16 protein-coding genes are annotated in these 18117 nt (G+C 44.1%); 1 reads left to right on the top strand and 15 read right to left on the bottom strand.

Translation table 11 applies throughout. The features are described from left to right. Positions 1–14: 14 nt before the first annotated feature. From I5M27_RS01845 to I5M27_RS01775, 15 genes are all read right to left on the bottom strand, one after another. A complete protein-coding gene (locus I5M27_RS01845) occupies positions 15–1064 on the bottom strand; it encodes a nucleotidyltransferase family protein (protein ID WP_200504323.1) in 1050 nt (349 codons plus the stop codon). 62 nt (positions 1065–1126) lie between these two features. Then, positions 1127–2239: a UDP-N-acetylglucosamine 2-epimerase gene (neuC, locus tag I5M27_RS01840; protein ID WP_200504322.1), complete on the bottom strand. Its 1113-nt coding sequence runs from the start codon at positions 2237–2239 to the stop codon at positions 1127–1129. After that, a complete protein-coding gene (gene neuB, locus I5M27_RS01835) occupies positions 2236–3255 on the bottom strand; it encodes an N-acetylneuraminate synthase (protein ID WP_200504321.1) in 1020 nt (339 codons plus the stop codon). Before neuB ends, neuC begins: the two co-directional genes overlap by 4 nt. Before the next feature lie 3 nt (positions 3256–3258). Further along, positions 3259–3897: an acetyltransferase gene (locus I5M27_RS01830; RefSeq protein ID WP_200504320.1), complete on the bottom strand. Its 639-nt coding sequence runs from the start codon at positions 3895–3897 to the stop codon at positions 3259–3261. Then, the gene (locus I5M27_RS01825; RefSeq protein WP_234462343.1) at positions 3887–5041 is read right to left on the bottom strand and encodes a LegC family aminotransferase; all 1155 of its coding nucleotides are present in this window, start codon (positions 5039–5041) and stop codon (positions 3887–3889) included. The genes I5M27_RS01830 and I5M27_RS01825 overlap by 11 nt, the downstream gene beginning before the upstream one ends. Before the next feature lie 123 nt (positions 5042–5164). Further along, positions 5165–6163, bottom strand: coding sequence for an NAD-dependent 4,6-dehydratase LegB (locus I5M27_RS01820; RefSeq protein WP_200504319.1), 999 nt, complete (start codon positions 6161–6163; stop codon positions 5165–5167). 6 nt (positions 6164–6169) lie between these two features. Continuing rightward, positions 6170–7201 carry a Gfo/Idh/MocA family protein gene (locus tag I5M27_RS01815; protein WP_200504318.1) on the bottom strand — a complete coding sequence of 344 codons (1032 nt, stop codon included), beginning with the start codon at positions 7199–7201 and terminating at the stop codon, positions 6170–6172. Between the two features lie 66 nt (positions 7202–7267). After that, positions 7268–7849 (bottom strand): acyltransferase, encoded by a 582-nt coding sequence (locus I5M27_RS01810; RefSeq protein ID WP_200504317.1) that lies wholly within the window; start codon positions 7847–7849, stop codon positions 7268–7270. Beyond that, positions 7849–9003 carry a DegT/DnrJ/EryC1/StrS family aminotransferase gene (locus I5M27_RS01805; protein WP_234462342.1) on the bottom strand — a complete coding sequence of 385 codons (1155 nt, stop codon included), beginning with the start codon at positions 9001–9003 and terminating at the stop codon, positions 7849–7851. Before I5M27_RS01805 ends, I5M27_RS01810 begins: the two co-directional genes overlap by 1 nt. A gap of 323 nt (positions 9004–9326) precedes the next feature. Beyond that, positions 9327–10265, bottom strand: a complete 939-nt coding sequence (locus I5M27_RS01800; RefSeq protein WP_200504316.1) for a UDP-glucuronic acid decarboxylase family protein — start codon at positions 10263–10265, stop codon at positions 9327–9329. A 6-nt stretch (positions 10266–10271) separates the two neighbouring features. After that, on the bottom strand, positions 10272–11618 hold the full coding sequence (locus I5M27_RS01795; protein ID WP_200504315.1) for a UDP-glucose dehydrogenase family protein: 1347 nt from the start codon (positions 11616–11618) through the stop codon (positions 10272–10274). A 73-nt stretch (positions 11619–11691) separates the two neighbouring features. Then, positions 11692–13596 (bottom strand): asparagine synthase (glutamine-hydrolyzing), encoded by a 1905-nt coding sequence (gene asnB, locus I5M27_RS01790; protein WP_200504314.1) that lies wholly within the window; start codon positions 13594–13596, stop codon positions 11692–11694. Positions 13597–13802: 206 nt separating this feature from the next. After that, positions 13803–14936: a hypothetical protein gene (locus I5M27_RS01785; RefSeq protein WP_200504313.1), complete on the bottom strand. Its 1134-nt coding sequence runs from the start codon at positions 14934–14936 to the stop codon at positions 13803–13805. A 522-nt stretch (positions 14937–15458) separates the two neighbouring features. Beyond that, positions 15459–15815: an SdpI family protein gene (locus I5M27_RS01780; RefSeq protein ID WP_200504312.1), complete on the bottom strand. Its 357-nt coding sequence runs from the start codon at positions 15813–15815 to the stop codon at positions 15459–15461. A 198-nt stretch (positions 15816–16013) separates the two neighbouring features. After that, on the bottom strand, positions 16014–17414 hold the full coding sequence (locus I5M27_RS01775) for an FAD-binding oxidoreductase (RefSeq protein ID WP_200504311.1): 1401 nt from the start codon (positions 17412–17414) through the stop codon (positions 16014–16016). Positions 17415–17469: 55 nt separating this feature from the next. On the opposite strand from I5M27_RS01775, the gene I5M27_RS01770 reads away from it, so the two are divergent. Beyond that, positions 17470–18090 (top strand): C40 family peptidase, encoded by a 621-nt coding sequence (locus tag I5M27_RS01770; RefSeq protein ID WP_234462341.1) that lies wholly within the window; start codon positions 17470–17472, stop codon positions 18088–18090. The last annotated feature ends 27 nt before the right edge of the window (positions 18091–18117 follow it).

Raw genomic sequence — 18117 nt, 5'->3', positions numbered from 1 at the left:
TTTTTACTACGGCTTTAAAATTGAATATGCTTAATATCGACCTGGGCTTTTAAGAAGTCTTCATGCTTACCAATATCAAGCCAATAGCCCAAAATTGGATAAGAAACAACGTTATGGCCATTCTTCAGTAACAATTCCATCAAGTCGGTAGCATTATAATGCGCACCTTTAGGAATCAGCCTAAGGAACTCTCTTTTTATCAGGTAAATACCCGCATTAGAATAATAGGTATAACTTGGCTTTTCCTTGAAATCTTTGATCCGGGAATTTTCTACTTCCAGTACGGCATAAGGAATATCTACTTTATAAGGAACCGTAGCTATGGCAATATCTGCGTTTTGTTCCTGATATGTCTGAAAAAAATCTTCGAAATCGATGTTGGTCAACAGATCCGAATTCATGATTAGTACATGGTCATTTTTAAACCCATCAATCATGCTAACGGCGCCTATTGTGCCTAAAGGCTGCTCTTCGGTAATGTACTGGATATGAATGCCTTTTTCTTCTCCGTTACCAAATGCGGCCTTTAACTGTTCTCCTAAATATTTAATGCTGATTGTAATATTCTCTATGCCAAAATAGATCAACCGGTCGAGGTTATGTTCAATAATAGGTTTATCGCCTACTTTCAGCATTGGTTTCGGAACAGCATCGGTAAGCGGCTTCAATCTTTCGCCCCTCCCGCCCGCCATGATAATAGCATCTACCGGTAAAATGGCTTTCCGATCGTTCAGGTCAAGTATCTTTATTAATTTTTTACTTTGGTCAAGTACCGGAACCAAGACTATCTTAATTTCCCTTAAAGCATTCAAATCAGAAAGAGTAAGTTGGCTCTCATAGAGGTAGCGGAAATTCCGGTTAATAAAATTTTCCACCGAAGCATCAATATCTTTCCCGGCAATTAGCCCTCTTCTTATATCGCCATCGGTTAATGTACCAAGTAACTTACCATTCTCATCTACAATAAATAAAGCCTTGCTCCCTATTTTAGCCCGGTCCAGTTGTATTATTGCTTCACGGCCAGATGCATTATTACTAATAATATTACTATCTAAAGACTTCATATATAAATATTCCTGATTGATAAGCCAATATTTATTAAGGTAGAAAACTGCCTCACTAAACCCTAATTCTGCAGATTAATTTCTTTCAGAATCCTGGCAATCTTCTCAGAAGCGTTTCCTCTACCATAAATATTGAACCCGTCGTAATCAGGCAATTCATTTATTTGCCTGATTACATTTAAAATATTATCTTTTTGGGCGGCGCAATGAATTACATTTCTGCCTGCTTCCCGGCCTTTCTGCCTGTCGCCGATGTTAATTACGTATTTTCTGAAAGAAGCTGCTTCAATTATTCCGCTAGAACTATTACCTAGCAAAAATTTACTGTAATGCATCGCAGAAAAGTAGCCTTTAGTGCCTAAAGATTCAACAGTTACCACATTCTTTTTACGAGCCGCAAATCGCAACAATACGGTTCTTACTTCATTTCCCTGGGTATCGGCATTCGGCATTGTAATTAGGATCTGTTCATCAAGTGTGTCTAATGCGGCAATCACTTCGTTCAGGGAGTTTAAATTATTCCTAAGATCTACTGTTTCGGGATGGTAAGTCACCAGTATAGTAGGAATGGACATATCTACCCCAAACTTTGTTTTAAACTCGCCAATTGAATAAAAATCAATATTGTTTAAATTATCTAAACTTAAAGAGCCAACATTGTAAATATTATTCTCCTGACCAGTTAGCTCTTTTATCCGGCCTGCGTGGTGTTGTGTAGTGGCAAAGTGCAGCTTTGAAGCAAGCGTTAAAGCATGTCGGAAAATATTATCGATAGCTCCAATGGTAGTTTCCCCTCCATGAATATGCGCTACCGGAATATTGAATGGAACAGAAGCCATGACCGCTCCGAACATTTCGTAACGGTCGCCGAGGCAGAAAATCAGATCTACTTCATTTTGCTCCTGCGCCCAGACCGAAGCAAATTTGAGCATAGTAAGCCCCATTGCAGAAGAAATAGCCTCTGCCGAATCACCTAAAATCAGCGACTCTATTTCGCGGGAAATTTCAAAGCCGTCTTCTTTTATCTGGTTTTTGGTAAGCCCATGAAAAACAGACATGTGAGTACCAAAAATGAAAATTTTCAGATTGAAGAACGGATCGGCCTGAAGCTTTTTAAGTAGCGGTAAATAAATTCCGTAATCTGCGCGCGAACTTGTTAAAACAGTTATATTCATTGCAGGTGGCTCCAGGATAAAATATCATCTTCCCGTAAAGATACGGCAATTGTCTTGCCTAAAATGCTATTGATTTTCATCGGGGAAATGCCGGAACCAGGCCGTTTCATAAGCAAGTCGGCTTCTGTCAATGTGTGGCCGGCTGGCAGGTCTTTAGCTATATGTATGCTTTTCCGGGCTATTTCTATATTCCTGGCTTCGGAAGCCGAAGGACTTTTTATACCATTTCCCATAGCGTTTTCGATATTCCGGATGGCCGCCACCATTTTTATAAGTTCATCCGGCTCTAGCGAAGCTTTATGATCCGGGCCTTCCATGGTCTTATCTAAGGTAAAATGCTTTTCAATAACAGTAGCACCCATTGCTACGGCAGCAACGGGAATTTCGATCCCGAGTGTATGGTCAGAATATCCAACTGGAACCTTAAAGGCTTCGCCAATGGTAAGCATAGCTTTAAGATTCACATCTTTCATTGGAGTAGGGTATTCGGTATTGCAATGCAGAATAGTAACCTGGTCGCGGTTTGTACCGGCGTTGGTTAGTACTTCGATGCAAGCCTCAATATCGGACAGGTTGGCCATACCCGTTGAAACGATAACCGATTTGCCCGAACGTCCGATCTTTTGCAGGTACGGGTAATTGGTTATTTCGCCGGAAGGAACTTTAAAGAGATCAATATTCAATTCATTCAACAGATCGATGCTGTCGAGATCGAAAGCGGTAGAAAGAAATTTAATATTTCTGGATTGGCAATAATCGATAAGCAGTTTATGGGTGTCGATATCCAGCTCCAGCTTTTTGAGCATGGCAAACTGCGAATCGTCGTTATCATTAATGTTTTTAACCTGGTAAGCCGCTTTCTTGGCCGATTTGCTAACTAGGTTCTCCGCTTTAAAGGTCTGGAATTTCACATAATCCACCCCGGCTTCAACGGCAACGTCTATTAACTTTTTTGCCAGTTCGATGCTGCCGTTATGGTTTACGCCAGCTTCAGCAATTATTAATGTTCTATTCATTTTCTACTTTATTTTAGCAGGGTTACCTACTACTACCATACCCGCATCTACATCTTTCAACACTATCGAACCCGCACCGACTACGGCTTTGTCAGCAATCTTAATTCCCTGCTTCAATACGGCATTACTACCGATCAACACTTCGTTCCCAACAACACAATCGCCGTTCAGAACTGCACCTGTGGAAATATGACAATGGTTTCCGGTTACTGCATCGTGCTCAATGATAGCCCCGGTATTTATAATATTGTTTACTCCAACCACAGCGTCGGCATTCACCAGAGCACCGTGAAGAATTACGGTTCCTTCTCCGATTAAAGCATGCTTGGAAACATTCGCAGTGGAAGCTACTATAACCGGAAGCCGTGCACCAGCGGCCTTTATTGCATCAAAAATCCTGATCCGGCTTGCCGCACTTTTCAACTGGCCGACTGTAATCAGGGCATTGGGAACTTGCTTTAAAAACTCAGGAAGATCTTCGTCGCTGCCGATTATGGGGTAACCGAGCACGAGTTTCCCAACCCGGTCAGGTGCATCCACAATACCGGCTACCTGATATTTTCCTTCCGATTCTATGGCTTCGATCACCGATTTACAATTCCCGCCGCCCCCAATCAGTAGAATTGGTTCCTTAGCTTTCAAACCTTACACTACTTGGAATATTCACCAACCGGGCCTCAATATTTTCGGCAACTGACAAGTCGCCCCGGTGGCAATTCTGAAACATTGGTAATTTATGCATGGTGCGCCAGGCCGGTCGCGTCATTACACCGTTGTCGTTGGTAAAAGTTAAGAAAGCATCGCGTTCCGCCTGATTCTTTAATAAAACAGCATTCAGCCAGTAGTTAGAGAGAGAGCCTTCCGGTTCCTGCACGAAGGTTATTCCTTTTTCGCGAAAGAAAGTTGCGTAAACAGCAGCAGTTTCCCGCTTGTTTTGAATAAACGCATCTAATTGTTCCATCTGGGCGCAAGCCAATGCAGCATTTAAATTCGGCAGACGGTAGTTATAACCGATATGGTCATGTACGAAATCCCAACGGTGCGGAACTTTGGCTTGGGTGGTTAAATGCTTTGCCATTTTCCCAAGACTGGGATCGTTGGTAGTTATTACTCCACCGCCGCCGCTGGTAATTGTCTTATTTCCATTAAAACTAAACGTCCCTAGTAAGCCAAAGGTACCGGTTTGGCGGCCTTTATAGGTGCTACCAATAGATTCCGCAGCATCTTCTACTAAAGGCACGTTGTAACGGTTACATATTTCAACCAGTTTTTCTATATCTGCAGGATGGCCAAAGGTATGCATGGGTACGCAAGCCGCAATACGTTGCCCGGTTTTTTTATAAAAACAGCTACCGTTTTTTGTTTCAATTTCCGTTACTAAAAAGGCTTCCAGTTTTTCGGCCGATAAGCCTAGCGTTTTGGCATCGATGTCAACAAAAACCGGCTGGGCACCTATGTAAGAAATGGCATTGCAGGTGGCAATAAATGAAAATGGCTGCGTAATAACCAGTTCGTTCTGTTTAACCCCGGCCAGCAGCAATGCCATGTGCAGCGCTGCCGTTCCATTCATAGTGCCAATAGCAAATTTGGCCCCTGTATAATCGCGGATCATTTCCTCAAAACGATCTACAAAAGCACCTACCGAAGAAACAAAAGTAGAATCGATCGTTTCAACTACATATTTTTTCTCATTGCCCTGAAAAACCGGGGCGTGGAGCGGAATAAAATCCTTATTGCCGTATAAATTTTTGATGTAATCTACAATCTCTTTATAAATTGCTTCCATAACCTGGGTAGAATTAGCATTTTTGGTTTCTGGAACGGTGTAACTGGCATTATTTAGCATATAACCTGAGATATTTGGGGCAGAACGTTTATATAATAGCAATTTTTTCCTTTCCGGAAAGAGTTACAGGTTGTAAATATCGGCCTTATAGCGAGCCAAGTTTGCCGGGTTACTGAACCATTCTATTGTTTGCTCCAGCCCCTGATCTAACGAATACTGTTGTTTCCAGTTGGTAAGCTCAATAATTTTTTTATTGTCGCCGAACAGTCTTTCCACTTCGCTTTTCTCCGGGCGCATGCGTACATCGTCAGTCACGATTTTCGCTTGCGGATTGATCTTGTCAATGAGTTTTTGTGCCAGATCGCCTACCGTTATTTCGGAGTTAGTGGCTATGTTTATCTCCTGGCCTAATACTTTATCAGACTTTGCAATTTCTACAAAACCATTGGCCGTGTCTTTAACGAAAAGCAGATCGCGGGTAGGGTGTAAGGCACCGAGTTTAATTTCGTTGTAACCAGAAACCAATTGCGAAATGATCGTTGGGATTACCGCCCGGGCTGATTGGCGAGGACCAAAGGTATTAAACGGCCTTACAATAGTAACCGGGAGGTTAAAGCTGCGGTAAAACGATTCTGCAATATAATCTGCTCCGATTTTGGTAGCGGAGTAAGGTGACTGCCCTTGCTTCGGATGTTTTTCATCAATTGGCACATATAAGGCTGTGCCATACACTTCGGAAGTAGAAGTAACGAGCACTTTTTCAATATTCAGGTCTTTAGCAGCCTGAAGGATGTTCAGGGTCCCTTTAATATTCGTGTCAACGTAACTATCTGGCGAATGATAGCTATATGGAATGGCAATCAGGGCTGCTAAGTGAAAAATAACATCTACGTTCTGACAGGCCACGCGTACCCCGTTCGGATCGCGGATATCGCCGGTAAATATCTCGATCTGGTTAAGTTTTTCTTTAGGAAGCGTATCAAGCCATCCCCAGGTATTAAATGAGTTATAATAAACAAATGCTTTTACCTGACATCCTTCTTCTAAAAGTCTTTCTACTAACTGGCTGCCGATAAAACCATCTGCACCTGTTACTAATACTTTTTTATTTGCTAATTCCATTATATCCTACTTCTGGTCGACTTTTTTTTCTTTGTAAATCCGCTCAATAATATCTACTACTTTCAAGCCTTCCAGTGCATTGGTAGTAATTGGAGCTCTACCTTTAAGAACATCTACCACATTTTCGATAACGTAATGGTGGTTTTGAGCAGATCCTTTATAAGCGCCATAATCATTTCCAGGGTTAGTTGGGGCCAATTCAGGCATTTCATAATCTTTAATGTGGCAGTATTCTACTTCGTTCATATACTGACCACCAATCTTTACGCTGCCTTTTTCAGCAATAATGGTCATGCTGCTTTCCAAATTCTGGTTCCATACTGATGTGGAATAGTTAATGCAGCCCATGCCCCCTTCTACAAAATCGAAACTTACAAAACCTGAATCTTCAAAATCGGTAAGATTGGCGTGGTTAAAGTCGTTGAACTTAGCCTGAATATTATCAATATCACCAAAAAGCCAGTACATGATATCGATAAAATGAGAAAACTGGGTAAATAAAGTCCCACCATCAAGATCCTTCTTACCATGCCAGCTATCCGGTTTATAATAACGATCGTCGCGGTTCCAATAACAATTTAGCTGCATCATATAAATATTCCCTAATTTCCCGGATTCTATCATTTCCTTAATCCACACAGATGGCGGTGAATACCGGTTCTGCATTACGGCAAATAAATGCCGGTGCATGTTCAGCGCTTTAAAGATTACCTTTTCAGCATCATTTTTAGTAAGAGCCATTGGCTTTTCTACCACAATATGCTTTTTAGCAGCTAACGATTTTAAAGCATGTTCTGAGTGAAAGCCATTCGGTGAGCAGATATTTACCACATCTATTTCCAGGCCGGAAGCAAGCATGGTATCGATATCATTAAAAAAAGGGACCTCGAAGTTCTCCAAGCCTAATTGGGAACGATCTTTCACGTCTACTAGGGCTACTAACTCTGATTCAGGGTTACGAACAATCATTTCGGCATGACGCTTCCCAATGTGGCCGCATCCAATTACCGCATATTTTATTTTTTGGTTATTTTCCACCGTGTTCAGACATAAGGATTTATAAAAAGGGAACCCTTCTTGTAAAATCCTGAATTGTTATTTGAATTATTTAGTTCTGGTTACCTTACCCGCTTCTAATTGATACTCCTGTCCGCTTTCCAGGCAAACTGCTTTGTTATCGGCATCAAAATTAAGGCGATGCCCGAATTCACTCATCCAACCCAATTGCCGGGCAGGATTCCCTACTAAAAGGGCAAAGGCCGGAACAGTTTTGGTTACTACAGCTCCGGCACCGATAAATGCAAATTCACCAATATCGTGGCCACAAACAATAGTAGCGTTGGCCCCGATAGACGCACCTTTACCTACATGAGTTTTAGAATATTGTCCCCGGCGGTTAACCGCACTTCGGGGGTTAATTACGTTGGTAAAAACCATGGAAGGCCCCAGGAACACATCATCGTCGCAGGTAACACCTTCATAAATTGAAACGTTATTTTGCACCTTTACATTATTACCCAGAACAACTCCGGGAGAAATCACTACGTTCTGACCAATGTTGCAACTGGTTCCTAGGATACAACCAGACATAATATGGCTAAAGTGCCATATCTTAGTGCCTTTACCAATGGTGCATCCTTCATCTACTACAGCGGTGGTGTGCGCAAAAAATTCGTTTTCAGCCATTATCTTTGGGAATTAAAAAATGCTAAAACTGCTGCAGCAATCTGGTTAAGCTGCTCTTCGGTCATTTCAGTATGAATTGGTAAGGAGAGAACAGATGAACAAAGGTATTCTGCCGTTGGAAAGTTCTCTGCCTTATATTTATCGTTCTTAAATGCTTCTTGGGCGTATAAAGGCAAAGGGTAATATACCATGGAAGGGATCCCCCTGGTTTCCAGATACGCTTTTAATTCATCTCGCTTTCCATTATTAACAATTAGAGTGTACTGGTGAAATACATGAGTTGAATTATTTTGACGCCGGGGCGTTTGTAAACCAGAAACTCCAGAAAATGCTTTGTCATAATAATCGGCAGCGGCATTGCGGTTCGCAGCATACTCATCAAGATACTTTAATTTCACATTCAGAATTCCGGCCTGTAACGTATCTAATCTAGAATTTATGCCCACCATTTTGTGATGGTATTTTTTAGCCTGGCCATGGTTGGCTATCATTCTTACTTTTTCGGCAAGGTCATCGTTATCAGTATATAAAGCTCCCCCATCGCCATAGCAACCTAAGTTTTTAGAAGGAAAGAAAGAAGTACAACCAATTGTACCCATTGTACCGGCCCGCTTTATGGTACTATCTGAAAAAGTGTATTCTGCGCCAAGGGCTTGAGCTGTGTCTTCAATTACATATAAATTGTGGTCTTCTGCCAGTTTAAGCAATGGTTCCATATCAACACATTGCCCAAAAAGGTGTACAGGTACAATAGCTTTGGTTTTAGCAGTAATAGCGTTTATAATATCTTCAGCCCTAACATTAAAGGTTTCGGGATCTGATTCTACCATAACCGGAACAAACCCTAATAGAGCTATTACTTCGGCGGTCGCGACATAGGTAAATGTAGGAACTATTACCTCATCACCGGGTTCCAGTCCTAAAGCCATCATAGCTATCTGAAGCGCATCCGTACCGTTAGCACACGGAATTACGTGTTTAACCCGCAGAAAAAGCCCTAAATTATGAGCAAATTCTGTAACTTGAGGCCCATTAATAAATGTGGTAGTATTTAAAGTCTGAGCAATAGCTGCGTCTACTTCATTTTTTATCCGTAGATACTGGTTTTTGAGATCCACCATCTGGATCGGTTCTACTTGAACAGAGTGAATCATTTTTTGAACGTAAGTTTTGCTGATAACCTTTTACTTTTCAGGATTAACTAATTAAATCAAGACGTATTTTCTTTACTATACCTGATCGAACATCTTAAATTAAGAGTAATTTACAAATATAAGATAATTTGAAAGATTACTATTATTAAGAGTTAAGCTTCAAAAATTATTTGCTTCTATTTTTTAAAGTTCGATTTCCCTTATCTGTGAACTTTCTCCACCCTTATCCTTCGATTATGCTTTCTAAAAAAATACCGTTCCTACAAAGAGAATCGCATTAGATCTCTGAGAAACGGTATAATTAATAATGAGGAACCTACACCTTACACTTTATCCTTAAAAAACTCGTAAGTTCTTCTCAAGCCTTCTGCCCGGTCCACTTTAGGTTCCCAGCCCAGAATTTCTTTCGCTTTGGTAATATCCGGCCTGCGACGCTGCGGATCGTTTTCAGGCAACGGCTGGTATGTTAAGTTCAGCTCTACGCCCGCCAGTTTACTAATCTCTTCGGCAAACTCCTTGATCGTGATTTCCGAAGGGTTGCCAATGTTAACCGGCAAGTGGTAATCGCTGAGCAGTAAGCGATAGATTCCTTCCACCAGATCGTCTACGTAGCAGAAAGAACGGGTTTGCGAGCCATCACCAAAAATGGAAAGGGGCTCGCCCCGTAATGCCTGACTTAAAAAAGCTGGTAAAACGCGGCCATCATCCAAGCGCATACGCGGGCCATACGTGTTGAAGATGCGAATAATGCGGGTTTCCAGACCGTGGTGCATGTGGTAAGCCATCGTGATCGCTTCCTGGAAACGCTTGGCTTCGTCGTAGCAACCGCGTGGGCCAACCGGGTTTACGTGCCCCCAATATTCTTCTACCTGCGGGTGAATTTCCGGATCGCCGTATACTTCGGAAGTAGAAGCAATGAGCATGCGGGCATGTTTTACACGGGCTAAGCCCAGCAAATTATGCGTACCCAGCGATCCTACTTTCAGCGTCTGGATCGGGATCTTCAGGTAATCGATCGGTGAAGCGGGTGAAGCAAAATGCAGGATATAATCCAGCTTACCCGGCACGAATACGAATTTGGAAACATCATGGTGGTAAAACTCAAAATGTTGCTCCTTAAAAAGATGTTCGATATTGGCCAGGCTTCCCGTAATGAGGTTATCCATGGCAATAACGTGGTACCCTTCTTTCAAAAACCGGTCACATAAATGTGAGCCTAAAAAGCCGGCGCCGCCGGTAATTAAAATGCGTTTTCTACCCATTATTATTTATGCAATTTCTACTGTAGAATGGTAATAAGGCTTTACGCCTATGCCGTAATAAGTAAAGCCGGCGTCGTGCATTTCTTTGGTATCGTAAATATTACGACCATCAAAAATAACTTTATCGCGCATCAGTTTACCTACAACTTTAAAATTAGGCGATCTGAACTCCGGCCACTCCGTTACGATCAAAAGTGCATCGGCGTCTACCAGAGCTTCATTCTGATCGTTGGCGTATTCAATTTTATTGCCGATGATGTGTTGGGCTTCTTTCATGGCTACCGGATCGTAGGCTTTTACCTGGCAACCGGCAGCAAGCAGTTTTTCAATAATTACCAAGGAAGGCGCTTCGCGCATATCGTCGGTTTTTGGTTTGAAAGACAAACCCCAGACCGCAAATGTTTTTCCTTTCAGGTCGCCGTTAAAATGCTTTTGGATCTTATTGAAAAGCACCGATTTCTGATTCTCATTTACCGATTCAACTGATTCCAGTATCTGCATTTTGTAACCGTGATCGGCTGCTGTTTTGATGAGGGCTTTCACATCTTTCGGGAAGCAAGAGCCCCCATAGCCAATGCCTGGGTAAATGAATTTATTGCCGATACGGGCGTCGGAGCCAATGCCTTTACGCACCATGTTTACATCGGCGCCCATAATTTCGCAGAGGTTGGCAATGTCGTTCATAAAGCTGATCTTGGTAGCGAGCATGGAGTTAGCCGCGTATTTGGTCATTTCAGCGGAAGGAATATCCATGAAAATGATCGGGTGGCCGTTAAGCAGGAATGGCTTGTAAACTTTAGACATGATACCTTCCGCTTTTTCCGATTCCACGCCAATTACAATGCGGTCCGGTTTCAGGAAGTCTTCAATAGCGGCACCTTCTTTCAGGAATTCCGGGTTAGAAGCTACATCAAAATCGAAATTTTTTCCGCGAGCACTAAGTTCGTCTTCCAGCGCGGCGCGCACTTTATTAGCTGTTCCAACCGGCACGGTACTTTTGGTAACCACTACCATGTAGTTGTTCATGTTGCGGCCAATTTCACGGGCCACCCCTAACACGTATTTCAGGTCAGCGCTGCCATCTTCGCCGGGAGGCGTACCTACGGCAATAAAGGCCACATCGGCGCCCTGAATGCTTTCGGCCAGATTGGTAGAGAATTGCAAACGCCCTTTTTCAGTGTTGCGGAGTACCATTTCTTCCAGGCCGGGTTCGTAAATCGGCAGAATGCCCTGCTTCAGGCTATCTATTTTTTTCTGATCAATATCAATGCAGGTAACTTCCATACCTACTTCGGCTAAACATGTGCCGGTAACTAGACCAACATAACCGGTGCCTACAACTGCTATCTTCATAATTTTCTACTTCAAATGTTTTAAACGAAGCTAAAACGAAAATTCAAAACGGTATCTTTTTTAACTAAAAAAATCAGGCCATCCACTTCTTCCACCAGTATTGAAACACAATTAAGCCCCAGATCCTGGCGTGAATGTCTTCGGGGTTGCTGGAAAACAGCTTGGTTTTCAGTTTCCGGATCTCCTCTACTTCAAACAAACCCTGGGCTTCAATGAACTGATCAGAAAGCAGATCATCGGTGATCAATGGCTTTAGTTCATTACGAAACCACTTCAGCAAAGGTACTTCAAAACCGTGTTTCGGGCGCTTGTAAAGTTCTTCGGGTAATAAGTGACGGAATGCATCCTGAACGATCTTTTTCTTCATGCCGCCATCTATTTTGGAAGATTCCGGCAGGGAAAAAGCAAAATTCACCACTTTGTAATCGAGGAACGGAGTACGCACTTCCAGGCTGTTGGCCATGCTCATCAGATCTACTTTGGTAAGCATATCGTTCTGAAGTACCAGTTGCATGTCGGTGTACAGCACCTCGTTAATATCGCCGTCCTGGTGAATGTTCTCGAGAATCTTCTTTTTGCGTTTCTGGAAAAGTTTCTTGCCTATTACCCGGGCTATTTGCTTTTTGAAGAGTTTGCGCGCGTCTTTTTCGTTGGTGAAAGTGGCCAGCTGCCAGTAACGTTCCTTATTCGAAAGCATCATGCCTTTAGAGAAACGCTGAAACTGCCGTACGCGATTTCCCATAGCAGAGTTTCGGGATTTTGGTAAAACGTCCCAAAGTGGTGATAAAGCTAACACAGCCTCTTCTTTCCAGCCGGCATGGCGCACCCGGTAATCGCCCATGTGCTTGTTGTAGCCGGCAAAAAGTTCGTCGGCGCCGTCGCCGCTAAGGGCTACTGTTACTTTTTCGCGGGTGCGTTTGCTTAAGATATAAACGGCCAGCGCGGAAGAATCGGCGAAAGGTTCGTCGGTGTATTCCAGCACATCGAAAATGTGGTCGTAAAGATCGTTGTTGGTAAGCGAGAAAACGGTGTGGTTCGTTTTATATTTCTCGGCAACTAAATTAGCGTACTTTGTTTCGTCGAAAAATGGCTCGTCTTTATACCCGATCGAGAACGTGTTGAGCTTGTTGGTATATTTGGACGCCAGCGCCACAATCACTGAACTGTCGATGCCTCCGCTCAAAAAAGCGCCCAAAGGCACATCAGCTATCATCCGGCGTTCTACTGACTGGTCCATGAGGCGCACCAGTTCTTTTTGCTGCTGATCGTAGTTGAGCGGGTTGTTTTTGGTTTTCTTTTTATCGTAGGGAATCTTGTACCAGGCTTTGGTCATCACTTTCCCGTTGCGAATATGCAGGTAATAACCCGGACGCAATTTTTTAACGCCTTTAAAAATAGAGGCCGGACCAGGAATATAGTTCAGCTGCAGATAATTATAAAGCGAAGTCAGGTCGAGCTTTTTCGGAATATTAAAGGCCATCATGGCTTTCATTTCCGAAGCGAAAATGAATTTATCTGCGTCTTTGTAAACCAAGAGCGGCTTTATACCCATGCGGTCGCGGGCCACAAAAAGGCTATCGTCCTGTTTATCGTAAATGGCGAAAGCAAAAAAGCCATTCAGTTTTTTGAGGAAACTTTTGCCTTCGGTGATGTACATTTTGAGCAACACCTCGGTATCGGATTGGCTTTGAAAGGTATGGCCTTTGGCTGCCAGTTTTGCTTTCAGTTCGCGGTAATTAAAAATTTCGCCATTGAAAACGATGGTGTAGCGGCCGGTTTCGTCGTGCATGGGCTGCGCGCCGCCTTCGGTAGTATCGATAATAGACAAACGGCGGTGGCCCAGGCCTACGCAGGAGCTCACAAAATGGCCCTGCGAATCAGGTCCGCGTTTTTCAATGGCATCGGTCGAGGCCTTCAGGTTGCCGATAAAATGCCGGCCGGCGTCGTTAAAAGCGTATATTCCAGATATTCCACACATAGCAAGCGTCAAAAATACGGGTAATTTGGAGATAATAGAATTTATTTTCAGAAAATCCTGAAATGCGGGAGTAACGTGAGAAAAACGCTAGGGTTTTGGCCAGAAAAAGTGCCTGTGTATTAAGACCTGAATGAAAACCAGCGTGCCCGGCAAGCGTAACCCGGAAAATACCGGTAAAAATTGATTTTAGTGACTGCGATAGAATTTTAGCGAACCTTCAGCATGCGGCCTCCAAAATTCAGCGAAGCAGACAAACTCACGATGCCTCCTTTCTGCTGGTCATTATATTGCACCGGGATAAAACTCAGGCGGGTGCGAATGCGGGTTTCAGAACCTTCGGGTTTGCCAAAGTAGCCGGGAATGAAGTTTAAGCGGTGCCTGAGTTTATAATCCAGGCAAATGCCGGCGCTGAAGGTGTGCTCCTGTAATTCGTGATAACGGTACACATCATTTTTATCGCTGCCGGAAAAATCGGCAAAAGCCCAGCCGGCAAAAGGGATCAGGTTCAGTCTGGCGGTATGCAGCAACCGGAAACCTGCCGACGCTTCTATCAGGTTTACGCTCACCCGAATATCGGCGGGCCAGATGCGGGCTTCCGTAAAATTATTTTTCACTTCCGAGAAACCTTGGGTAGCATTCAGGTGCAGCACCAGCTTTTTATAACCAGCATCAAGGCCAAAAACCAGATTAATGGGGTTTTGAAAATACCGGTTCATATTACCGGTCAGACCGGAATAGCCAAAACCGGCATGAACCCCGTAACTAAAATTCCGGTCAGAAAAGTTCGGCAACAATGACGCGGGATCCTCGGCAAGCTGTTTTTCTGTACCGGCCAGGTATTGCGCTACCATCGCGCCATCCTCCCCGTTCCTGGTTTCGCTGGCCAGGCGTTTGGTTTCCTGATTTAACTGATTAAAAAGCTGGCTCGTAACCGCATCTGCCTCTGCCTGATCTGTGAGCAGGTTTAGTTCACGCTGCAATTTTCGTTCGTAAACCTCCACCAGGTTCAGGATTACCTGATTATATTTTAAGAGCTGTTCCGGGTTCGCTTTGGGGTTAAGCCATGATTTGTTCCGGTCCATGAAACTAAAAGCCGAATACCGGAAAATTGTGGAGTCAGGTCTTTTTATTTTTTCAGGAAAATAGCCGATCTGGTAAGAAAGGTCGGAGTTGGCAGCAGCATTAAGTAAAGGTTCACCCTTAAAATCGCCTGTAACTACGGATCCTTCCTCCCATAGCTTCTGATGCGGTTTTATTTCCATTTTCCGAAATTCCTGCGCAGCAACTACCTGGGGAAGCACGATACTTAAAAGAAAAATGAAGAGGCTCTTTTGGTACATAGCAAATGTAAAAGCGATAAAAGGTATACCGGTTATCTGGCCTCGTGGTTTTCATACCGGCCTTTGAAACACGCTTTTACATCCAGGTTTTTATACTATTTCGGAAAGCCTGAAGCAACATCTCCGCATATCCACACCATGAAGTCCGGAAATGGACTGCTTTATGAAATCTATTTCGTAAAACTCCTGAACAGCGGCTTGACTAACAGTAAAATGGTAGGGTTTGGGACTGAAAAGTACCTGATACTTTCAGACTATATCTGGAAAGGTTCAGGTGTAAGTGTTATTCTCCCGAAAAATAACCATCCTGCCTGCGGAACACATTTTTGGTTTTTCCACCAGTGGTTGCGAAGGTAATAGATTGGAATTTTTAGAGGCAACTGGCCCAGAACCGGCCTTTTGCCTGCAGCGTTATCGCGTTCCAACTTTCTGAACAGGACCTGGGTACAAAAATCTTATGCTGCGGCTGCGTCATCAAAAGCTTGGTTTCATAACAAGGATTTTGATGACGCCGCAAGATATTTAGTTTCTTCTTCTCCCCTGCTCATCGAAATGTTTTTTCAAATAGCGTTCGGTAAGAAAATACATACCGCCAACCAGCAAAAGCATCAGCAGGATGCCGGCCAGAATTCCGGTAAAGGCTGAAGGCGGCAGAGGAAACGTAAAAACCCCGAACAAGAACATTACCAGGCCTAGCTGCCAGAGGAGTTGCGAGGCGTACCGGTTGCCCGCCTTCCAGACTTCGTGGTTACGCATGGAAGTGGAGGTGCGGTAGCCATAGTACCAGTTAATTTTTTTGGGCGGGAAAAAACGCATCACCAAGCCGGCAACCACAAAAATAAACCCCGAAAATAGCCCGATAAATGATAAATGATTCACTGTTATAATTGATTAATAGTTAAATTGGTTGGTGGCTTTCGTAAGGAAACGTTTAGCTAAAAGCAAAACGTCCGGACCATACTTTTTAGCCGAAAAACCATACCATTTTTACGTAAAACGGCCAGATAACTCACCATTTCCCGTAAAAAATAAACCCTTTAACCAATCAACCATTTAATAATTCAACTGTTTAACCATCTAAAAGATTTTTCCCGGATTCATGATGCCATGCGGATCGAAAACGTTTTTAATGCCGCGCATCAGGTTTAGTTGCGTTTCGCCAAGGGCGATGCCGATGTAGGGTTTCTGCACCAGCCCGATGCCGTGTTCGCCGGAAATAGTGCCGCCCAGTTTCACGCACAACTCGAAAAGTTCTTTGATGCCGTCGGTGAGTTTGTGGTTCCAGTCGTGGTCGGTCATGTCGGCTTTTACGATGTTTACGTGGAGGTTGCCGTCGCCGGCGTGGCCGTAGCACACACTTTTGAAGCCGTAACGCCTACCGATTTCCTTTACTCCATGCAGCAATTTGGGTAATTCGGCGCGCGGCACCACCGTATCTTCTTCCTTGTAAACCGAATTGTAACGCACCGCATTGGAGGCATTCCGGCGCAGTTTCCAGAGTTCGGCTTTCTGGGCTTCGTTATCGGCCAGCAGAATTTCGCCGATGCTGTAGTTCTGCAGCAGTTCGTAAAGTTGCTCAGCTTCCTTGTATAAAGTATCCAAATCATTGCCGTCGAGTTCGATGAGCAAATGCGCTTCAATTCCTTCCGGCAGCTCCGTTTCAATATTTAAATACCGGCTGGCCCATTCTATGGCTTCGCGCTCCATAAACTCCAGACCCGAAGGCACCAAACCTGTGCGAAAAATGTGCGAAACAGCAGCGCAGGCTTCTTCGGCGGAATAAAACGGCACGCGCAACAGCAGATTTTTGGTGGGGAAAGGAATTAAGCGGAAAACAATTTTGGTAATAATGCCCAGCGTGCCTTCACTCCCGATCATGAGCTGAGTTAAATTATAGCCGGTAGCATTCTTGAGCACATTCGCGCCGGTCCAGATCAGTTCGCCGGTTGGCAAAACCACCTGTAAATTAAGCACATAATCTTTGGTAACGCCGTATTTCACCGCTTTGGGCCCGCCGCTGCTTTCCGCCAGATTGCCGCCTAAAAAACAGCTACCTTTGCTGGCCGGGTCGGGCGGGTAAAACAAGCCCTTTTCCTGCACCGCCAGCTGAAAAACTTCGTTGATCACCCCCGGCTCCACGGTTGCCTGCAAATTCCGTTCATCTATTTCCAGAATTTTGTTCAGCCTTTCCGTGGAAATTACCACGCCCTGGTGCACCGGCAAAGCACCGCCGCTTAAACCCGTGCCGGCGCCGCGCGGCGTAACCGGAATAAAATTTTGATGGCAGAGCTGTACAATTTCGGCAATCTGTTCGGCGTTTGCTGGTTTTAAAACTACTTCCGGAAAAAATTTCAGGTCTTCGGTTTCGTCGGAGGCGTAGCGGGCAAAATCTTCGTGCGGGGAAATTAACACAAATGCTTCGCCTATTATCTGGCGGAACTGGTTTAAAACGGTATCGGAAACGGGCGAAAAAGTCATTTTGAAAGAAAAAATTTTAACTTAATTTTAGAGCAGGAACAGGAAAAGCTAAGATATGGGTTTGCAGGCGTTATTTAAAAAATATCCGATTTTTCTGATGCTGGTTTTGGTTGCCATGGCTTCCTGCCAGTCATTTCATCTGCGTTCTTCCGGCCCGGTTTCGCCCGACGACCGCGAGCAGCAGCAACTGGCCCGCGAATTTAAAAAGCTCGAAAAGCAAGCGGCCAAACAAGCCGGCTGGTCGGAGAAACGCAAACTGAAAGAAGCGCGGCGCGGCGAAAATCAAAAAATAGAAAAAGTTATATCTACCGCCCGTTCGTATTATGGCACGCCTTATAAATACGGCGGTACCACCCGCATCGGCATCGATTGTTCAGGCTTATTATACCAGAGTTTCAGTGCTATAGACGTGCAGTTGCCGCGCAGCTCCAACGAGCAAAGCCAGCTTGGCCCATCCGTCCGCCCCAAAGAGTTGCAGAAAGGCGACCTTGTATTTTTCAGCGCCCGCCGCGGCAGCAGCCAGATCACGCACGTGGGTTTGGTAACCGAAGTAATTAAAGAAAAAGAAGAAGTGCGTTTCATTCATTCTTCCACGAGTTTAGGCGTAAAAGAAGATAACGTTTTCTCGAGTTACTGGAGCGATCTTTTTATTAAAGCTGTGCGGCCGCAGATCTAGCGCTTTCCTGACTGCAGCGGTTTGCAT

Origin of the sequence: Adhaeribacter terrigena (assembly GCF_016623615.1) — a bacterium.
GTDB classification, from domain to species: Bacteria; Bacteroidota; Bacteroidia; order Cytophagales; family Hymenobacteraceae; genus Adhaeribacter_A; species Adhaeribacter_A terrigena.
This window is presented reverse-complemented; position numbering and strand designations above follow the sequence as displayed.